Genomic DNA, 18747 nt, shown 5'->3' on the forward strand with positions numbered 1-18747 from the left:
GGGCCGGGCCGGAGGGGAGGGTGCCTGGCGCTCGGTCAGCTGACCTTCTTCGCGTCCTCGATGGCCTTCGCGAGGTCCTCGAGGATCGGCGCGCACTTGTCGTAGGAGTAGATCGGCTCGGTGGTGCGCGGGATGACCTGACCGGCCTTGACGGCGGGCAGCTGCGCCCAGGTCGGCTTGGACGTCAGGGCGTCGGGCTGCAGGGCCGAGGAGCGGTTGTCCATCATGATGATGTCGGCGTCGTACTTGTCGACGTTCTCCCAGCTCAGCTCCTCGAAGAAGCCCGCGGCGTTGACCTTCGGCTCGACGAACTTCACACCCAGCTCCTGGAAGTACAGGGTGTCGGCGGACATCTTGGCGAGCGAGACGTAGAAGAGGTCCTGGCTGGCCGAGCCGATCATGACCTTGATGTTCGGCTTGGACTTGGCGGCGGCGCGCAGCCGGGCCGCGGCCTTCTCGAAGCGGGCCTTGGCGTCGGTCACCGCGGCGGCCTTGACGTCGGCGCCGAGGGAGGCGGCGAGATCCTCGTGGCGCTGGATGGCCTTGGGGATGGTGGTCCGGGCGGCCCACAGGGCGACACTCGGGGCCAGCTTCAGGATCTTGTCCTTGGACTCGTCCGGCACGTACCAGAGGGCGTCCTTCTCCCACATGGCGGTCACGAGCAGCTCCGGGCCGAGCGCCGCGTACTTCTCGACGTTGAACTCGCCCCAGACGTTGCCGAGGATCTCGACCTTGCTGACGTCGAGGTCGCCGGCCTGCACATCGGCCTTGCCGTCCTTGGTCTTCGTCGGGCCGAAGACGCCCTTGACCTCGATGCCGTAGTCGTGGAGGGCGGCGGCGACACCGGTGAAGGCGACGATGTTCTTCGGGACCTTTGCGGCCTTCGCGGTCTGGCCGCGGTCGTCCTTGAACGTCCACGGCCCGGACTTCTCGGCACTCGAACCCGAGCCGGAGCCGGAGTCCTTCGAGTCGCTGTCGCCGCACGCTGCGAGTACGGCGCCGAGACCGACGGCGCCGCCGGCGGCAAGCAGGCCGCGACGGGAGAGGGGGGTGGTCCGGACCTTGGGCATGGGTGTGTCTGCTTTCGTACGCGCCGGTGGGCGCCCGCTGACGAGTTCAAAGGTAGGTTAGCCTAACCTCACCAACTGTCCAGGGGGTGGCCTGCCCGACCGGCCCGGCTACCAGACGAGCACCCCGCCGCCGACGTCCTGGGCCCGCCGGGCCGCAGCGCTGATGTTGGCCAACCGCTCGGCCACGTAGCCCTCGCGGTAGCCGCAGTGCGCGTCGAGCTCCGCCGCGTGCGGGCGCAGCAGTTCGCACTCGGCGAGGAAGTCCTCGATGTCCTCCGGTTCGACGTACAGGTCGTAGGACGCGAGCTCCGGCAGGAACCGCGCCCCGAGCGCCCGGACCCGCTCCGACCCCCACAGGTCGGTCCGGCAGCTCTCGAACCCCGCCATGTCGCTGCCGTCCGGGGGGTCGTCGAGGAGGTGCGGCTTGCCGCTCTTCCCCCGTACGAAGGTGTGCACCAGGAGCGTCATCCGCCGAAGTCCTTCCGGCACGCGTCGAGTCCGGTGATCCGCACACCGACGGTGCGGTGCTCCTCCCAGCGGTCGCGCTCGATCCGCAGCCGCTGCAGGGTGACGGGAGCGCCCCGCAGCGCGGCCACCTCCAGCCCGTCCGGCAGATAGCCGAGCCGGCGCGAGACGCCCAGCGAACGGGGATTGTCCGTCATCGCGGACGAGATCGCGCTCCGGGCGCCGAGCCCGGCGAACGCCAGATGCAGCACGGCGGCCCGCATCTCGGTGCCGATGCCCCGGCCCTGGTGCGCCAGCCCCAGCCACGACCCGGTGTGCACCTCACCGGTCACCGTGAAGTCGCGTGCCCCGAGGTCCTGCCGCCCGACGACCGTGCCCTCGTGCAGCACGACGAGGCTCAGGGCCCAGTCCCGTACGGACCAGTTGGCGACGGTGGACAGCACATGCTGGTACACGGCCCGGCCGCGTTCGGCGGGCGGGCCGTCGGTCCAGGGCACGGTGAACGGCATGCTGTCCGGCGCATGCACCCCGTCGGCGGCGACAGCTGCCAGGTCGTCGAGCAACTCCAGGTCCGGCAGGCGGAGTTCCAGGCGGGGTGTGCGGATGCGGAGCCCGTACAGGGGCCAGTGCTGGGGGTCCATGAACAGACTCTGCCGGGGCGGTCCCGGACCTGTCGAACGAATTGCCCGTGGTGTGGCGTCGAGATCATCGCGCTCGAAGAACACCAGGCCACCGGAGAGAGGTTCCGCCGTGCGTCGGGTGCTCGACGCACGGCGGCCGCGGAGTCCTGCCGCACATCCCTCAGGCCGGCAGCCCCAGCTCCCGCGCGATCAGCATCCGCTGCACCTCGCTCGTACCCTCGCCGATCTCCAGGATCTTGGAGTCGCGCCACATCCGCGCCACCGGGTACTCGTTCATGAAGCCGTAGCCGCCGTGGATCTGCGTCGCCTCACGCGCGTTGTCCACCGCCACCGTCGACGAGTACAGCTTGGCGAGCGCCGCCTCCTTCTTGAACGGTTCGCCGTGCACGAGCCTCGACGCTGCGTCCCGCCAGCCGATCCGGGCCATGTGCGCCCGCATCTCCATGTCCGCGATCTTGAACTGGATGGCCTGGTTGGCGCCGATCGGCCGGCCGAAGGCGTGCCGCTCCGTGGCGTACTTCACCGACTCGTCCACACAGCCCTGCGCCAGACCCGTGGACAGCGCCGAGATCGCGATCCGTCCCTCGTCGAGGATCCGCAGGAACTGCGCGTACCCGCGGCCCTCCTCGCCCAGCAGGTTCGCCGCCGGGACCCGCACGTCCGAGAAGGACAGCTCACGGGTGTCCGACGCGTTCCAGCCGACTTTGGAGTACGGAGCGGCGACCGTGAAGCCGGGGGTGCCGGACGGCACGATGATCGACGAGATGAGCGGGGCGCCGTTCTCCTTGCGCCCGGTCACCGCCGTGACCGTGACCAGCGCGGTGATGTCCGTACCGGAGTTGGTGATGAAGCACTTGGAGCCGTTGATCACCCACTCGTCCCCGTCGCGCACGGCCGTCGTGCGGGTGGCGCCCGCGTCCGACCCGCCGTCCGGCTCGGTCAGCCCGAAGGCACCCAGTGCCTCGCCCGAGCAGAGCTTCGGCAGCCACTGCTGCTTCTGCTCCTCCGTACCGAACCGGTAGACCGGCATGGCGCCGAGTGAGACCCCGGCCTCCAGGGTGATCGCCACGGACGAGTCGACGCGGGCCAGCTCCTCCAGGGCGATCCCAAGGGCGAGATAGTCGCCGCCCATGCCGCCGTACTCCTCCGGGAACGGCAGCCCGAACAGGCCCATCCGTCCCATCTCGCGCACGATCTCGTACGGGAACTCGTGGCGCTCGTAGAAGTCGCCGATCTTCGGGGCGACCACGTCGTGCGCGAACTCCTCGACGGTGCGACGCAGTTCCTCGTGTTCGGCGGTCAGCCGGTGGTCCAGGGACATGGCGGGGGTCACTCCTTGTGGGACTGTGTTTATTGAACCGAGAGCGCGCGGACGGTACGGGACGGGCTCGGGCGGCCCAGTTGTTCGGCGAGCCACACGCTGGTGGCGGTGAGCGCGTCGAGGTCGACCCCGGTTTCGATGCCGAGGCCGTGGAGCATCCACACGAGGTCTTCGGTGGCGAGATTTCCGGTGGCGCTCTTCGCGTACGGGCAGCCGCCGAGGCCGCCCGCGGAGGCGTCCACGGTGGCGACACCGTGCTGGAGCGCGGCGAGGGTGTTGGAGAGCGCCTGGCCGTACGTGTCGTGGAAGTGCACCCCGATGGTGTTGGTGTGCACGCCCTCCTCGTTCAGCTCGGAGAGCAGGTCCTGCACATGGCCGGGGGTGGCGACGCCGATGGTGTCGCCCAGGGAGAGTTCGTCGCAGCCGAGGTCCATCAGCGCCTTGGCGACGCGCACGACCTGGTGGACGGGGACCGGTCCCTCCCACGGGTCGCCGAAGCACATCGACAGATAGCCGCGGACGTGCACCTTGTCCGCCTTGGCGCGGGCGACGACGGGCTCGAACATGGCGAGCGACTCGGCGACCGTGCGGTTGAGATTGCGGGCGGCGAACGTCTCGGTCGCCGACCCGAACACGGCGATCCGGCGCGCACCGAGAGCGAGGGCGCGGTCCAGCCCGCGTTCGTTCGGTACGAGCACGGGGAGCGCGACCCCCTCGATGTCCCCGAGGCGGGGGAACAGGTCCTCCGCGTCGGCGAGTTGAGGCACCCACTTCGGGTGGACGAAGCTGGTTGCCTCGATGGTGGTCAGGCCGGCCGCGGCGAGGCGGTGGATGAACTCCGCCTTCACCTCGGTCGGGACGACCGCCTTCTCGTTCTGCAGCCCGTCGCGGGCGCCGACCTCGTGGATGCGTACCCGGGCGGGCAGATCCGGTGCGGGCACGGTCATGGGCAGGTTCCCGGCGGTCATGCTTCCTCCTCGCTCGGAACCACCACGGCCAGCACCTGGTCCATGGCGACGGTGGTACCGGCCGTCACATCGAGCTCGGTGACGGTCCCGGCGTGCGGGGCGGAGATGACGTGCTCCATCTTCATCGCCTCCACGACGAGCAGGCTCTGCCCGGCGACGACCTCGTCCCCGACGGCCACCTTCACCACGGTGACCGTCCCCGGCATGGGCGCGGCGAGCGTGTCCGCGCCGCCGTGTGCGGCGCCGCTGAGGGACGCCTCCACGGGGTCGTGGTTCTGTACGTGCCAGGTGTCGCCGTCGCGGCCCAGCCAGGTCCCCTCCGGGGAGGTGGCGTGGGTGAACGTATGGGTGACACCGGCGAGTTCGAAGGTGAGCCGGCGTGCGGAGACGTCGATGACCCTGGCTGTCTCCATGCCGCCGGGCAGTGGGGCCAGCGGGCCGCAGGTGCCCGTCGCGGGCGCCGGCGGCAGTGTGCCCTCCCCGACATGACCGAACGTCAGCTCGGTGCCCGTCGGACAGGAGCGCACGGCGACCTGCACCGGGTCGTGGCCCGGCAGCCGGAAGTGGCGGACCGTGCGGGCGGGGGCGCCGCCCAGCCGCCAGCCGTCGGCCACCGAGAACGGGTCGACCCAACCGGAGCTGCCCCCGGGCGAGGCGCCCCCGGCGGCCGGCTGCCGCAGCAGCGCCGCCGCCGCGTACACCTCCTCCGGCACCCCGTCCGGCACCAGCCCGTCCACCGCGCGCTCCACCAGCCCGGTGTCGAGATCGCCCGCCACCACCGCCGGGTGGGCGAGCAGCCGGCGAAGGAACCCGGCATTGGTCGGCACGCCCAGGATCACCAGCTCCGACAGGGCGGTGCGCAGCCGCCGCAGCGCCGTGGCCCGGTCGGGTCCGTGGACGATGACCTTCGAGAGCATCGGGTCGTACAGGCTGCCGACCTCGACCCCCTCACTGAGACCCGAGTCGGTCCGTACACCCTGGCCGTTCGGCTCGCCGAGGGAGAGCACCGTACCGCCGGACGGCAGAAAACCGCGGGCCGGGTCCTCGGCGCAGATCCGGGCCTCGATCGCATGCCCGGTGAGCGTGATGTCCGCCTGCTTGTACGGGAGTTGTTCGCCGGAGGCGACCCGCAGCTGCCACTCGACCAGGTCCAGGCCGGTGATCAGTTCGGTGACCGGGTGCTCGACCTGGAGGCGGGTGTTCATCTCCATGAAGTAGTACGAGGCGGGGTCGTTGCCCGGGACGATGAACTCCACCGTGCCCGCGCCGACATACCCGCAGGAGCGGGCCGCCTGGACTGCCGCCTCGCCCATCGCCGCCCGGGTCTTCTCGTCGAGCAGGACGGACGGCGCCTCCTCGATGATCTTCTGGTGGCGGCGCTGGAGCGAGCACTCGCGCTCGCCGAGATGCACCACGTTCCCGTGACCGTCGGCCAGGACCTGGATCTCGATGTGGCGCGGCCGGTCGATCCACCGCTCCACGAGCAGGGTGTCGTCCCCGAACGAGCCACGCGCCTCGCGCCGGGCGGCGGCGATCTCGTCGGCGAGCAGCGCCTCGTCGCGTACCAGCCGCATGCCCTTGCCGCCGCCGCCCGCCGAGGGCTTCAGCAGCACCGGCATTCCGATCGTGCGCGCCGCCTCGGCGAGCTGTGTGTCGCTGAGCCCGCTGCCGGAGGACCCCGGCACGACCGGAACTCCGGCCGCCGCGACGGTCTCCTTGGCCCGGATCTTGTCGCCCATCAGTGAGATCGCGGAGGCGGGCGGCCCGATGAAGACGAGCCCCGCGTCCGCGCACGCGTGCGCGAACCCCGCGTTCTCGGCGAGGAATCCGTACCCCGGGTGCACGGCCTGCGCGCCGGTGCGGCGGGCGGCCTCCATCAGCGCGGGCACGCTGAGATAGCTCTCGGCAGCGGGTGCGGGTCCGATCCGCACCGCCGTATCGGCCTCCCGTACATGCCGGGCGTCGGCGTCCGCGTCGCTGAAGACGGCGACGGACCGCACACCCAGTTCGCGCAGGGTCCGGATCACCCGGACCGCGATCTCGCCGCGGTTGGCGACCAGAACGGTGTCGAACATCGTCATCTGTTCCTCACATCCGGAAGACGCCGAAGCCGGGCTCACCCAGCGGGGCGTTGGCACACGCGGTCAGAGCGAGCCCCAGCACCTGCCGGGTCTCCAGCGGGTCGATCACCCCGTCGTCCCAGAGCCGGGCGGTGGCGTAGTACGCGTTGCCCTGCGTCTCGTACTGTTCGCGGATCGGCGCCTTGAAGGTTTCCTCGTCCTCCGCGCTCCAGTCGTCGCCCAGCTGGTCGCGCTTGACCGTCGCGAGGACGGACGCGGCCTGCTCGCCGCCCATGACGGAGATCTTGGCGTTGGGCCACATCCACAGGAAGCGCGGCGAGTAGGCCCGCCCGCACATGGAGTAGTTCCCCGCTCCGTACGACCCGCCGACCACGACGGTCAGCTTCGGGACCCGGGTGCAGGCGACGGCCGTGACCATCTTGGCGCCGTGCTTGGCGATGCCGCCGGCCTCGTAGTCGCGCCCGACCATGAACCCGGAGATGTTCTGCAGGAAGACCAGCGGGATGCCGCGCTGGTCGCAGAGCTCGATGAAGTGCGCACCCTTCTGGGCCGACTCGGAGAACAGGATGCCGTTGTTGGCGACGATGCCGACCGGATGCCCATGGATCCGGGCGAAGCCGGTGACCAGCGTCGTCCCGTACTCCGCCTTGAACTCGGCGAACCGCGACCCGTCGACGACCCGCGCGATGACCTCCCGTACGTCGTACGGTGTCCGCGAATCGACCGGCACGGCCCCGTACAGCCCCGCAGGATCGGCCTTCGGCTCCTCCACGGCCTCCACGGACCAGGGCAGGGCCCCGCGCGCGGGCAGCGTGGCCACGATGTTCCGGACGATCCGCAGGGCGTGCGCGTCGTCCTCCGCGAGGTGGTCGGTGACGCCCGACGTACGGGAGTGGACCTCGCCGCCACCCAGCTCCTCCGCCGTGACGACCTCACCGGTCGCGGCCTTCACCAGCGGCGGACCCCCGAGGAAGATCGTCCCCTGGTTCCGCACGATCACGGCCTCGTCGCTCATCGCGGGGACGTACGCCCCACCGGCCGTACAGGACCCCAGCACGGCCGCGACCTGCGGAATCCCGGCCCCCGACATCCGCGCCTGGTTGTAGAAGATCCGCCCGAAGTGCTCCCGGTCGGGAAACACCTCGTCCTGCATCGGCAGGAACGCGCCACCGGAGTCCACGAGGTACAGACACGGCAGCCGGTTCTCCAGCGCCACCTCCTGGGCCCGCAGGTGCTTCTTCACCGTCATGGGGTAATACGTGCCGCCCTTGACCGTGGCGTCGTTGGCGACGATCACGCACTCCCGGCCGCTGACCCGCCCGATCCCGGCGATCACCCCGGCCGCCGGTGCGGCACCCCCGTACAGCCCCTCGGCCGCGAGCGGTGCCAGCTCCAGGAAGGGCGACCCCGGGTCCAGCAGGGTGTCCACCCGCTCCCGGGGCAGCAGCTTGCCGCGCGCCACATGCCGGGCGCGGGCCTTCTCACCCCCGCCCAGCCTGGCCGCGGCCAGGCGCGCCCGCAGCTCGTCGCCGAGCGCGCGGTGCGCCTCCTCGTTGGCCAGCCAGCCCTGAGACGCGGGATCCGCCGCACTCGCCAGCACCGGTGCCTGCTGCATCCGTCGAGCCCCCTTGCCCGGTCGGCCGGTCCGCCGATCCGGTTAATGAGCGTTAACACGTTTCCTTCAGGTTAACGCTCGCTAACGCCACTGTCTAGAATCGAATCCATGACCACCAGGACGGATGCCCCGACGCGCCGCGAGCAGATCCTCAAGGAGGCTGCCCGCCTCTTCGCCGAGCGCGGCTTCCATGGTGTGGGCGTCGACGAGATAGGCGCAGCCGTGGGGATCAGCGGCCCCGGCCTCTACCGCCACTTCCCCGGCAAGGACGCGATGCTCGCCGAGCTGCTGGTCGGCATCAGTGAGCGCCTCCTGGCCGGCGGAAGGCTCCGCGTCACGGAGGACGCGCGCTCCGGCGACGGCTCCCCGGAGGCCCTGCTGGACGCGCTCATCGAGGGCCACATCGACTTCGCCCTGGACGACCGCCCCCTGATCACCCTGCACGACCGCGAGCTGGACCGCCTCCGGGACAGCGACCGCAAGCGCGTGCGGCAGCTCCAGCGGCAGTACGTGGAGCTGTGGGTCGAGGTGGTCAGCGCCCTCTATCCGCTCCTCCCCGAGAGCGAGGCCCGCGCCACCGTCCACGCGGTCTTCGGCCTGCTCAACTCGACCCCGCACCTGGGCCGCCCCGGCGCCCTGCCGGGCCGCACGGCGACGGCGGCGCTGCTGCACCGGCTGGCGCGGGGGGCGTTCGCGGCGGCGGGCGGTTCGTCCTCAGTATCTGCAAGCCCGTCCGGCGATTGAGGACAAAAGCGTGGCTGCAGGCCGAGCAACCCGGTGAACGTTTGCCTCCGCAGCACCAGCGGCGATCGGGAGCGGTCGCTCAACGCCGACCTGCGCAGATCGTGCCGGCCGGGCAGGCCGGGCAGGCCGCGGTGCGCTACGCGTACCGCGGCAGGTTCTCGGTCGAGATGGTCCACTCGCCGATGGTGATGTCCTCGCCGTACAGGAAGTCCTTGCGGGTGGCGTAGCGCGGCCCGTTCGGCGTGGGGTGGATGTCGGAGAGCACGGCCCCCGAGCCGGTACGCGGATCGAAGATCACGTAGAGGGGGATGCCCAGAAGCGGGTAGTCCCGCATCTTGCTCACCCAGTCGTTGTCCGGGTTGGACCGTGAGACGACTTCGACGGCGGCGATGAGCGTGCGGGGCTCGAAGGAACCCTCGCCCTCCATGTCCGCCTCGGCGATCACCATGACGTCGGGGTGACGCATGATGCCCTCGGGCGCGTCTTCCACGTCCGGGGTCCCCGTGTGGGCCACCAGCTCTTCCGGCAGGACCTTCTCCAGGCGTTTCCGTACACGCAGCGTGGTGAGTTCGTGCGGCCTCGCGGGCGACATCATGTCGTGGACGATCCCTTCCTTGGTGATCTCGAATTTGCCGGGAAGGGTGTCGTCCATGGATGAGACGAAGTCCCGCATGATCTGGTACAGGCGGGCGTCTCGCCGTGCGTCGTCCGGGGCGATGGTCATCGTGCTCGCTCCTCGTCGTCCGTACCCAGGGGCAAGGGTCGTCACGTTCATGCTAGGCGGCCTCCTGCAGGTCGGATCGGCAGTCGTGGCACTCGCCGGGCTGCGGCGCCCGGAAGGCGCGGTCGCACCCGTCGCAGTTCTGCAGCGGGTCCGGGCGCCGTACGGCTTCCCGGGCCGGGGCGGCGAGGAACTTGATGCCGATCTTGGCCCCGGCGGGCAGCGACTGGATGTGCACGGCCAGCCCGATCGCCACCAGCGACATCTCTCGGTGCTGGGCGAGATGGTTGCCGATGACGGTGTAGCGGTTGGTGTGGCGGGTGTTGACGTGAATGACACCGGAAGGGGTGGCAGGACGGCGATCGCCTGCCGTGGCGCGCGAGCGCGCGCTAAGGTGCTGGGTATCCATCGGGAAGCCCTAACTTCCTCGGTGGTCAGGCCCCCGATCGGGATTGCGAGTCCCGGCCGGGGGCCGACGCATGTCTGGGGTTGTTGCGGCGAGCATATGCCTGCCAACCAGACCGAAATCCAGCCCAGTTGGCAAACCTCACCCTTGTGGGTGGCGGGAGGCGGGGTGGGGTGGGGTGGGGAATTCCCCAAGGGATCAAAAGCATGTGACGGCGTGACACACCGCGTCGCGACCGCCCGGGTCCTGACCCACCGGGTCGCGGGCCACCGGGTCGCGACAGTCGCGATCCGGTGGGAGGCACATCCATCCGCACGGTGGTACGGGGAGAACGGCCCCGCGCCACGCCCCATCGGGCGGCGGGAGCATCACTCCACGGCGGAGTGCCGGGATCGGACCGCTGCGTGCCGGTCCGAAGGGGGCAGTGCCTCCCGCCCCTCCGTGTCCGCCGTGCAAGACACCCGGCACACTGCGCACACCTGACGGCACAATGGGTTCATGCCGATACCCAGCCGCGCCGCCCTCGTCGAACACCTCGTCCGCACGCGTATCGCCGGAGACGTCGCCACCCCCCGTGACAACAACCTCACCCACTACCGCAGGCTCGCCAACGGGGACCGCCACTACTGGCTGGGGCTGGAGCTCGGCAACCGGTGGGCCGATGAGCAGGACGTGCTCGCCGTGATGGCCGAGCGCTGTGGGGTCAATGATGATCCGGAGCACCGGCACGGGCAGGACACCATCGATCCCGAGCTGACCGTCGACGCGCTGGAGCGCATGGCGGCCCGGTTGCGCAAGGCGGCGGCCGGGGCGGAGCGGGTGTTGTTCGCGACCGGGCATCCGGGTGGGCTGCTGGATGTGCACCGGCAGACCGCGGATGCGCTGCGCGGCGCCGGATGCGAGATCGTGCGGATTCCCTCCGGGCTGATGGCGGACGAGGGCATGGTCTTCCAGTTCGCCGATGTGGCCGTGATGGAGCGCGGGGCGACGCTGTGGCACACGCACTCACCGGCGCCGATGGCGGCGATCCTGGACGGTCTTGAGCGCGAGGGGCGGCCGCTGCCAGACCTGGTCGTCGCCGACCACGGGTGGGCGGGGTGCGCGGGGCAGCGGGGGCTCGACGCGGTCGGGTACGCGGACTGCAACGACCCGGCGCTCTTCCTGGGTGAGGCGGAGGGCACCCTGCAGGTGGTGGTGCCGCTGGACGATCACGTGCTCGACCCACGGTTCTACGACCCGGTGACGGACTATCTGCTGGACGCGGCCGGGCTGCTCTGATGCGTACGGACGGCACGGGGCCGATCCGGACCGACAGCTGTGAGGTGCTTTGCCCTGCGGACATTGCGGAGGCGGACGGAGCGTCACAACAGTCCGGGCGGGTCAGCGGTTCGTGTTGAGGAAGCCGATCGCCACCGCGCCCCACCAGCAGGCCTGGGACAGGAGCGCCGTGGCGCCTCCCCAGGCCGTCATGCCCCGGCCGATCGGCTCGGTGGCCTCGGCGAGGCGGCGACCGAGGAGGCCCGCCTGGAGGCCGTTGAGGGTGAGCAGGGCGACCAGCGCGATCTTTGTCTGGGTCAGCAGCGAGTGCAGGTCGGGCTGGAGCATGAGCCCGCTTGCGACCAGCCCGCAGAGACCGGCCCAGATCGGCACGTGGAGCCGGGACGTGGCGGCTATGACCTCACCGAGCGGGCAGCGGCCGGTGGCCCACAGCAGGCCGTAGTAGTCGGCGGAGAGCACCGCGCCGAAGCCGAGCACCAGCGAGGCGAGGTGGACGAAGAGCACGGCGGTGTGCAGCGTCTGGTCGGTGCGCACATGGAGGGAGCACCACAGCCCCGCCGTCAGCACGATCATCGCCACCAGGCCGGCTGCCGCCGCGGTCCACCATGAGTCGTACAGGCGGAGAGGACGGGAGGGCGTTCTGGCGGGCACCGAGGCGGCGGCGGGGGACAGCATGTGAGGAGCTCCGAGGAGAGTGCGGACGTGGGTCTGCACAAGACCCACATAAAAGCGAGGTAAGGCTTACCTAATTTCTGCTCCGCGTCAATGTGGTCCCGCAGTCAAGACGCCGTTCCGACTGTTCGCACACACCCTGGGGCCATGGCCGATGGCCGGTGGGAGGGGGGCTTCTGGACTTTCCGGACCCCTCCGGCCGCAGCCGCGCCGTTGCCCGGCCCTGAGCAGCTTCACCGCCGGTCCCTCCAGCGCCGTGCGGGCACGCTGCCCGGCCGTCGCCGTATCAGGCCCCCGTACCGGTATCCGGCCCCGCCCCCGGTCGGCCTGCCCGTCGCTGCTGCCCCAGCCCCGGCGTCGGGTCCAGATACACCCGGCGGATCGCCGGATACCGCTCCTGCAGCTGCTCCTCCGCCTCCTCGCACGCCCACTCGATCTGCTCCGCGGTCGACGCGTCCCGGAAGTCGATCTTCGCGGCGACGAGAATCTCCGTCGGTCCCTGGATCAGGGTGGTGAGCTCCAGGACTTCGATGATGTGCGGTACGGAGAGAAGCTCCTCGCGGACCCCCTCCCGCATCTCCTTCGGCACCGGGCGGCCGATCAGCAGCTGGGCGTTGGAGCGGCCCAGCACCCAGGCCACGTACACCAGCAGGGCGCCGATCAGGATCGACGCGATGCCGTCCCAGACGCCCGAGCCGGAGAGCGTGCCGCCGAGAAGGCCGCCCGCGGCGAGGAGCAGGCCGGCCAGGGCCGCCGAGTCCTCCATCACAACCGCCTTGACCGCGGTGTCGGGCGTGTGGCGCAAGTAGTGGGTGGTGGGTGCGCCCAGACGGGCGGCCTCACCGCGGACCTGGCGCAGGCCTGTGCGCAGGGAGTAGCCCTCCAGGACGAACGCGACGGCCAGCACGATGTACGAGACCAGCGGGTCGCCGAGTTCCTCGCCCCGGACGAGCGTGTGGATGCCGTCGTAGATGGCGAACACCGCGCCGCCGACGAACGTGGCGACCGAGGCGAGCAGCGCCCAAATGTAGCGCTCGGGGCCGTAGCCCAGCGGGTGTTCCTCGTCGGCGGGCTTCTCGCTGCGCTTGAGCGCGGTGAGCAGCAGGACCTCGGTGACGGTGTCGGCGACCGAGTGCGCCGCCTCGGAGAGCATCGCGCTCGATCCGCTGATCAGCCCCGCGATCGCCTTCGCCACGGCGATACCGAGGTTGGCGATCGCCGCGACGACGACCGTGAACGTGGACTCCCCACCGGTCGCGCTGCGGCTGGTGCTGTTCTCGGCGCTCATGGTGGGGAGTATCCATGAGGGGGCGGGCCGCGGCCTGCCCAGACGGTCGCACCCCCAAGTGTCGACCGGTCTCAGTCCCGCGGGACCCGGACCACACCCTCCTGGATGACGGTGATCGCCAGCCGGCCGTCCTGCGTGTAGATGCGGGCCTGGCCGAGCCCGCGCCCGCCGGACGCGGACGGCGACTCCTGGTCGTACAGCAGCCATTCGTCGGCCCGGAACGGCCGGTGGAACCACATCGCGTGGTCCAGGCTCGCGCCGACCACGTCGCCGACCGTCCAGCCGCCGCGCCCGTGCGCGAGCAGCACCGAGTCGAGCAGCGTCATGTCGGAGACGTACGTAGCCATGCAGACGTGCAGCAGCGGGTCGTCCGCGAGCTTGCCGTTGGTGCGGAACCACACCTGGGAGCGGGGCTCCTGCGGCGTGCCGACGTTGGCGAACGGCGGGGCGCCGACATAGCGCAGGTCGACCGCGGCCCGCGCCTCCAGCAGCCGGTCCATGACACCCGGGTCGGTGAACGCGTCCGCGTACCGCGGGAGCATCTGCTCCGCCGTGGGCAGCGTCTCCGGGTCGGGAGCGGGCGGCATGTCCGCCTGGTGCTCCAGGCCCTCCTCGTACGTCTGGAAGGACGCCGAGAGGTGGAAGATCGGCTGCCCGTGCTGGACGGCCACCACCCGGCGGGTGGTGAAGGAGCGGCCGTCGCGGATCCGGTCGACGCTGTAGACGATCGGCGCGCCCGGGTCGCCCATCCGCAGGAAGTAGGAGTGCAAGGAGTGGGCCGTGCGGTCCGCGGGGACGGTGCGGCCCGCGGCAACGAGTGCCTGGGCCGCGACCTGGCCGCCGAAGACCCGGGGCACGACCGCCGAACGGCTCGTGCCCCGGAAGATGTCCCGCTCGATCTGCTCCAGGTCGAGCAGATCGAGCAGGGATTCAAGTGCTGCGCTCATGGAGAAGAACGTAACCGTTCTACAGGCCCATGGACTTGGCGATGATCGACTTCATGACCTCGCTGGTGCCGCCGTAGATGCGGTTGACCCGGTTGTCCGCGTACAGGCGGGCGATCGGGTACTCGTTCATGAAGCCGTAGCCACCGTGCAGCTGGAGGCAGCGGTCGATCACGCGGTGCGCGACCTCGGTGCAGAACAGCTTCGCGGAGGCGGCCTCGGCGGCGGTCAGCTCACCGGCGTCGAGGGCCTCCAGCGCGCGGTCGGCGACGGCCTGGGCCGCGTCCACCTCGGCCTGGCAGGCGGCCAGTTCGAACTTGGTGTTCTGGAACGAGGCGACGGTCTTGCCGAAGACCGTGCGGTCCTGCACGTAGCTCTTGGCGAACCGGACGGCGGCAGCGGCCTGCGCGTACGCGCCGAAGGCTATGCCCCAGCGCTCGGACGCCAGGTTGGTGCCGAGGTAGCCGAAGCCCTTGTTCTCCTCGCCGAGCAGGTCCTCGACGGGGACCTTGACGTCGACGAAGGCCAGCTCGGCGGTGTCGGAGACCTTCAGGCCGAGCTTGTCCAGCTTGCGGCCGACGGAGTAGCCCGCCGACTTGGTGTCCACGGCGAACAGGGAGATGCCGAAGCGGCGGTCGTCCTCGCGGGGCGCGGACGTACGGGCGCACACGATCACGCGGTCGGCATGCACACCACCGGTGATGAACGTCTTGGCGCCGTTGAGGACGTAGTGCGTGCCGTCCTCGGAGAGCTTGGCGGTGGTCTTCATGCCCGCGACGTCGGAGCCGGTGCCCGGCTCGGTCATCGCGAGGGCCCACATCTCCTCGCCGGTGGTGAACTTCGGCAGCCAGCGCTTCTTCTGCTCGTCGGTGGCGAGCATCTTGATGTACGGCAGGCCGAGCAGGGTGTGCACACCCGAGCCGCCGAAGGACACGCCGGCGCGTGCGGTCTCCTCGTAGATGACGGCCTCGTACTTGTGCGAGTCGATGCCGGCGCCGCCGTACTCCTCGTCCACCTCGATGCCGAAGACGCCCAGCTCGCCGAGCTTGTGGTAGAACTCGCGCGGCGCCTGGCCGGCGGCGAACCACTCGTCGTAGACGGGGACTACCTCGGCCGCAATGAAGGCGCGGATGGTCTCCCGGAACGCCTCGTGGTCCTCGTTGAATACCGTACGGCGCACGGAGTGCCTCCTCTGTCGGCTTCGATCAGCTTCGGGCGAGCATCGGCCAGCGGGATGGCTAAGCGCTTGCTCAGTTCTGGTCAAAAGTTACCCGGCGGTCACTGAAGCTGTCCAGAGTTCTCCGGCGGTGGTCGCCCACATCACAGCCCGACGTCGCCGGGCGCCTCCGCATGAACCGCGGCACGCAGTCACTGGCGCCGCAGCGCGAACCACAGCTCCGTCCGTACGTCCATGTCGTCGAGGTCCGCGTCCAGCAGCGTCGCGCAGCGGGCGATGCGCTGGCGGACCGTGTTGCGGTGGACCTGCAGCGCCACCGCCGTCCGGTCCCAACTGCCGTGCAGACCCAGCCAGCAGCGGAGCGTCTCCGCGAGCGTGGGGGTGAGCGGGGCGAGCAGGGTGCGGGCGTGCGCCTCCGCCTCGGCGGGCGGGACGAGCGCGGCCAGGCCCTGCCCGGTGTCGGTGTGGTGGTGGGCCAGCGGGGTGCGGGTGGCTACGGCCCGGCCCAGGGCGCGGGCCGCCTGGCCGTCGGCGAGGTCCAGCGCGGTGATGGAGACGGGGGCGGAGGTGCCGAGTGTCCAGCCGGGCTGCGGGGTGACCCGCTCGCCACCCGGGACCAGGACCTTGACCGCGTCGCCGCCCCGGCCCGCGTCGACCAGCGCCGATCCCAGCGCGGCCCCCAGCGCCCCGGCGGTCAGCGGGTCGACGGGGCCGCCACCGCTGCGCCGGGCATGCACCACCGTCCAGAGTTCGGCGCCGCCGAGCAGCGGGGCGACGTCCGCCGGGTCCGCGCCCAGCAGCATCCGCACCAGTGCCGCCGACCGGCCCGCGGCGTCGGCGCCCTGGTGCGGGGCGGCCAGCAGGGAGAGAAGGACGACCGCGATCCCGGTGACCGTGTGGTCGCCCGCCTCGCGCCGCCCCGTCGACAGCGCCAGGACGAGCCCCTGGCCGCCGCCGAGCGCGTACGCGAAGAGATGCGTGTCGCCGACGGCGTCGGTCGCGGACGTGGGGGCCGGGGAGGCGGCAGGCGCGGCGGGGGAGACCACGCGGGTCAGCCGGGTCAGCGCCGCCCGCACCTCGGGGGGTGGGCGGCGGCCCGCCGCATGCAGCTCCTCGCCGGCCGCGGAGAGCAGGACCGCCCGCCCCGACAGCTGGGCGGCGAGCTGGTGCAGCACCGCGGGGACCGGATCCGGCCGGGCCGCCGCCGTGGCCAGGGCCTGCTGGGCGCGCGTCACCCGGCGCAGCTCCCGGTGCCGGGCCTCGGCCATCAGGCGCCACACCGCTCGGGCGATCGCGGTGAACGGGGTCTCGGGCGGCACCTCCACCAGGGGCAGCCCGTGCCGGTCGCACGCCTCGATCAGCGCCTGCGGCACGGCGTCGTGCACCGGCGTGACCCCGAAACCGAGCGCCGCCGCCCCCGCCTCCATCAGACGGGCGACATAGGTGTCCGGGTCCTTGAGCAGCACCCCGGCGCTCAGCAGCAGCTCACCGCCGAGCAGATACGGGTACGGGTCGGCCATCTCCGAGGTGTGCACCCACAACAGGTCCGCGTGGTCCGGCCCCGCGATCCGGCGCAGCCCGAGCTCCTCGCGGGCGAGCAGCTCGGCGAGCGGGATGGGCGGGGTGGGGGGAGCGGATCCGGTGGGGGAATGGCGCTCGGTGGGATTGTCCGGCATGGATGGTCCATCCATTGGCTACGACGAGAATGGATGAAACGTACACTTCAGCGCCGCCTATGGGCCACCTACCGTCTTCACGAAACACATACCCGCAACATTTCGCGAAGTGACTGAGACGGAGGTAAGCCCATGGCTGTCGACTACGCAGTGATCATCGTCTATCTGGCCGGCATGCTCGCGATGGGCTGGTGGGGCATGCGCCGCGCCAAGTCCAAGAGCGAATTCCTGGTGGCGGGCCGCCGCCTCGGCCCCTGGATGTACTCCGGGACCATGGCCGCGATCGTCCTCGGCGGTGCCTCCACCATCGGCGGCGTCGGCCTCGGATACCAGTACGGACTCTCCGGCGCCTGGATGGTCTTCACCATCGGCCTCGGGCTGCTCGCCCTGTCCGTCTTCTTCTCGGCGCGCATCGCCCGGCTGAAGGTCTACACGGTCTCCGAGATGCTCGACCTGCGCTACGGCGGCCGGGCCGGACTCATCTCCGGTGTCGTCATGTGGGCGTACACGCTGATGCTCGCGGTCACCTCGACCATCGCGTACGCCACCATCTTCGACGTCCTCTTCGACATGAACCGCACCGTCGCGATCATCCTCGGCGGCGCCATCGTCGTCGCGTACTCGACGCTCGGCGGCATGTGGTCGATCACGCTCACGGACATGGTGCAGTTCGTCGTCAAGACGATCGGCGTCCTGCTGCTGCTCCTGCCGATCGCCGTCATCAAGGCCGGCGGCTTCAGCGAGATGAAGGCGAAGCTGCCCACCGAGTACTTCGACCCGCTGGGCATCGGTGGTGAGACGATCTTCACCTACGTGTTGATCTACACCTTCGGCATGCTGATCGGCCAGGACATCTGGCAGCGCGTGTTCACCGCGCGCACCGACCGCACCGCACGCTGGGGCGGCACCGTCGCCGGTACGTACTGCCTGGTGTACGCGATCGCCGGAGCCGTCATCGGCACCGCCGCCAAGGTCATGTACCCGAAGCTGCCCAGCGCGGACGCGGCCTTCGCGACCATCGTCAAGGACGAACTGCCGGTGGGTGTGCGCGGACTGGTGCTGGCCGCCGCACTCGCCGCGGTGATGTCGACGTCGTCCGGTGCGCTGATCGCCTGCGCCACCGTCGCCAACAACGACATCTGGTCGAGGCTGCGGGGCGCGGTGACCCGGAACAGCGGCGAGGAGCACGACGAGGTGAAGGGCAACCGGGCCTTCATCCTCATCATGGGTGTGGCCGTCATCGCCATCGCCATCGCCCTCAACAACGTCGTCGAGGCCCTGACCGTCGCGTACAACCTGCTCGTCGGCGGGCTGCTCGTGCCGATCCTCGGTGGTCTGCTGTGGCGTCGCGGCACGGCCGCCGGTGCGCTGGCCGCGGTGTCCGTCGGTGGCCTCGCGGTGATCGGTCTGATGGCGTCGTACGGAATCCTCGCCAACGAGCCGGTCTACTACGGGCTGCTGTCCTCGCTCGCGGTGTACGTGATCGTGTCCCTGGCCACGAAGCCGACCGACGCGGCGGTGCTCACAGCCTGGCGCGAGAGGCTGGCGGGGAAGGGCTCCGAGCCCACGGAGTCTGCCCCGGACCCGGTCACCGTCTAATACGTGTCCTCAATCGCCGGACGGGCTTGAATTTCTGGCCCGTCCGGCGGTTGAGGACGGAGCCGTTGCCGTGGGGGCCCG

At 70.8% G+C, this 18747-nt stretch carries 16 protein-coding genes and 1 pseudogene; 3 read left to right on the plus strand and 14 right to left on the minus strand.

Annotated elements, in window-relative coordinates; translation table 11 throughout:
• Window positions 1-35: 35 nt before the first annotated feature.
• The 7 genes from OG972_RS26255 to OG972_RS26285 all read right to left on the minus strand — a co-directional run bounded on the left by OG972_RS26255 (window position 36) and on the right by OG972_RS26285 (window position 8161).
• Window positions 36-1070, minus strand: coding sequence for an ABC transporter substrate-binding protein (locus OG972_RS26255; protein WP_266985392.1), 1035 nt, complete (start codon window positions 1068-1070; stop codon window positions 36-38).
• Between the two features lie 108 nt (window positions 1071-1178).
• Entirely contained in the window at window positions 1179-1538 is a 360-nt protein-coding gene (locus tag OG972_RS26260; RefSeq protein WP_266985394.1) for a hypothetical protein, read from the minus strand.
• Window positions 1535-2176, minus strand: a complete 642-nt coding sequence (locus OG972_RS26265) for a GNAT family N-acetyltransferase (RefSeq protein ID WP_266985396.1) — start codon at window positions 2174-2176, stop codon at window positions 1535-1537. Before OG972_RS26265 ends, OG972_RS26260 begins: the two co-directional genes overlap by 4 nt.
• A gap of 160 nt (window positions 2177-2336) precedes the next feature.
• On the minus strand, window positions 2337-3497 hold the full coding sequence (locus tag OG972_RS26270; RefSeq protein ID WP_266985398.1) for an acyl-CoA dehydrogenase family protein: 1161 nt from the start codon (window positions 3495-3497) through the stop codon (window positions 2337-2339).
• A 29-nt stretch (window positions 3498-3526) separates the two neighbouring features.
• On the minus strand, window positions 3527-4465 hold the full coding sequence (locus tag OG972_RS26275) for a hydroxymethylglutaryl-CoA lyase (RefSeq protein WP_266985400.1): 939 nt from the start codon (window positions 4463-4465) through the stop codon (window positions 3527-3529).
• The gene (locus OG972_RS26280; RefSeq protein ID WP_266985402.1) at window positions 4462-6540 is read right to left on the minus strand and encodes an acetyl/propionyl/methylcrotonyl-CoA carboxylase subunit alpha; all 2079 of its coding nucleotides are present in this window, start codon (window positions 6538-6540) and stop codon (window positions 4462-4464) included. The genes OG972_RS26275 and OG972_RS26280 overlap by 4 nt, the downstream gene beginning before the upstream one ends.
• Before the next feature lie 13 nt (window positions 6541-6553).
• Window positions 6554-8161: a carboxyl transferase domain-containing protein gene (locus tag OG972_RS26285; protein ID WP_266985404.1), complete on the minus strand. Its 1608-nt coding sequence runs from the start codon at window positions 8159-8161 to the stop codon at window positions 6554-6556.
• A gap of 108 nt (window positions 8162-8269) precedes the next feature.
• On the opposite strand from OG972_RS26285, the gene OG972_RS26290 reads away from it, so the two are divergent.
• Entirely contained in the window at window positions 8270-8905 is a 636-nt protein-coding gene (locus OG972_RS26290; RefSeq protein WP_266985406.1) for a TetR/AcrR family transcriptional regulator, read from the plus strand.
• A 136-nt stretch (window positions 8906-9041) separates the two neighbouring features.
• Here the strand turns inward: OG972_RS26290 and OG972_RS26295 are convergent, their stop codons facing one another.
• Both OG972_RS26295 and OG972_RS26300 read right to left on the minus strand, forming a co-directional pair.
• A complete protein-coding gene (locus OG972_RS26295; RefSeq protein WP_266985408.1) occupies window positions 9042-9629 on the minus strand; it encodes a Uma2 family endonuclease in 588 nt (195 codons plus the stop codon).
• Between the two features lie 178 nt (window positions 9630-9807).
• Window positions 9808-10035, minus strand: a pseudogene (locus tag OG972_RS26300) (hypothetical protein); the annotation flags it as partial.
• A gap of 495 nt (window positions 10036-10530) precedes the next feature.
• On the opposite strand from OG972_RS26300, the gene OG972_RS26305 reads away from it, so the two are divergent.
• On the plus strand, window positions 10531-11310 hold the full coding sequence (locus tag OG972_RS26305) for a phosphatase (RefSeq protein ID WP_266985410.1): 780 nt from the start codon (window positions 10531-10533) through the stop codon (window positions 11308-11310).
• Between the two features lie 102 nt (window positions 11311-11412).
• Here the strand turns inward: OG972_RS26305 and OG972_RS26310 are convergent, their stop codons facing one another.
• The 5 genes from OG972_RS26310 to OG972_RS26330 form a co-directional block, all read right to left on the minus strand.
• Complete coding sequence (locus OG972_RS26310) at window positions 11413-11985, minus strand: hypothetical protein (RefSeq protein WP_266985412.1); 573 nt, start codon at window positions 11983-11985, stop codon at window positions 11413-11415.
• A 283-nt stretch (window positions 11986-12268) separates the two neighbouring features.
• Complete coding sequence (locus tag OG972_RS26315) at window positions 12269-13270, minus strand: cation diffusion facilitator family transporter (protein ID WP_266985414.1); 1002 nt, start codon at window positions 13268-13270, stop codon at window positions 12269-12271.
• 71 nt (window positions 13271-13341) lie between these two features.
• Window positions 13342-14217 (minus strand): acyl-CoA thioesterase II, encoded by an 876-nt coding sequence (tesB, locus tag OG972_RS26320; RefSeq protein WP_266985416.1) that lies wholly within the window; start codon window positions 14215-14217, stop codon window positions 13342-13344.
• 19 nt (window positions 14218-14236) lie between these two features.
• On the minus strand, window positions 14237-15394 hold the full coding sequence (locus OG972_RS26325; RefSeq protein ID WP_266985418.1) for an acyl-CoA dehydrogenase family protein: 1158 nt from the start codon (window positions 15392-15394) through the stop codon (window positions 14237-14239).
• 188 nt (window positions 15395-15582) lie between these two features.
• Window positions 15583-17082: a PucR family transcriptional regulator gene (locus OG972_RS26330; RefSeq protein ID WP_266985420.1), complete on the minus strand. Its 1500-nt coding sequence runs from the start codon at window positions 17080-17082 to the stop codon at window positions 15583-15585.
• Between the two features lie 117 nt (window positions 17083-17199).
• Here OG972_RS26330 and OG972_RS26335 point away from each other — a divergent pair, with 117 nt between their 5' ends.
• The gene (locus OG972_RS26335) at window positions 17200-18666 is read left to right on the plus strand and encodes a sodium:solute symporter (RefSeq protein ID WP_266985422.1); all 1467 of its coding nucleotides are present in this window, start codon (window positions 17200-17202) and stop codon (window positions 18664-18666) included.
• Window positions 18667-18747 lie beyond the last annotated feature (81 nt).

It is taken from the genome of Streptomyces sp. NBC_01669, from assembly GCF_026339735.1.
GTDB lineage: Bacteria > Actinomycetota > Actinomycetes > Streptomycetales > Streptomycetaceae > Streptomyces > Streptomyces yanii.

Bases quoted from the DNA above. Each gene is read 5' to 3' on its own strand.
- OG972_RS26255 (WP_266985392.1), bottom strand. From the start codon at position 1,070: ATGCCCAAGGTCCGGACCACCCCCCTCTCCCGTCGCGGCCTGCTTGCC.
- OG972_RS26260 (WP_266985394.1), bottom strand. From the start codon at position 1,538: ATGACGCTCCTGGTGCACACCTTCGTACGGGGGAAGAGCGGCAAGCCG.
- OG972_RS26265 (WP_266985396.1), bottom strand. From the start codon at position 2,176: ATGGACCCCCAGCACTGGCCCCTGTACGGGCTCCGCATCCGCACACCC.
- OG972_RS26270 (WP_266985398.1), bottom strand. From the start codon at position 3,497: ATGTCCCTGGACCACCGGCTGACCGCCGAACACGAGGAACTGCGTCGC.
- OG972_RS26275 (WP_266985400.1), bottom strand. From the start codon at position 4,465: ATGACCGCCGGGAACCTGCCCATGACCGTGCCCGCACCGGATCTGCCC.
- OG972_RS26280 (WP_266985402.1), bottom strand. From the start codon at position 6,540: ATGTTCGACACCGTTCTGGTCGCCAACCGCGGCGAGATCGCGGTCCGG.
- OG972_RS26285 (WP_266985404.1), bottom strand. From the start codon at position 8,161: ATGCAGCAGGCACCGGTGCTGGCGAGTGCGGCGGATCCCGCGTCTCAG.
- OG972_RS26290 (WP_266985406.1), top strand. From the start codon at position 8,270: ATGACCACCAGGACGGATGCCCCGACGCGCCGCGAGCAGATCCTCAAG.
- OG972_RS26295 (WP_266985408.1), bottom strand. From the start codon at position 9,629: ATGACCATCGCCCCGGACGACGCACGGCGAGACGCCCGCCTGTACCAG.
- OG972_RS26305 (WP_266985410.1), top strand. From the start codon at position 10,531: ATGCCGATACCCAGCCGCGCCGCCCTCGTCGAACACCTCGTCCGCACG.
- OG972_RS26310 (WP_266985412.1), bottom strand. From the start codon at position 11,985: ATGCTGTCCCCCGCCGCCGCCTCGGTGCCCGCCAGAACGCCCTCCCGT.
- OG972_RS26315 (WP_266985414.1), bottom strand. From the start codon at position 13,270: ATGAGCGCCGAGAACAGCACCAGCCGCAGCGCGACCGGTGGGGAGTCC.
- tesB (WP_266985416.1), bottom strand. From the start codon at position 14,217: ATGAGCGCAGCACTTGAATCCCTGCTCGATCTGCTCGACCTGGAGCAG.
- OG972_RS26330 (WP_266985420.1), bottom strand. From the start codon at position 17,082: ATGGATGGACCATCCATGCCGGACAATCCCACCGAGCGCCATTCCCCC.
- OG972_RS26335 (WP_266985422.1), top strand. From the start codon at position 17,200: ATGGCTGTCGACTACGCAGTGATCATCGTCTATCTGGCCGGCATGCTC.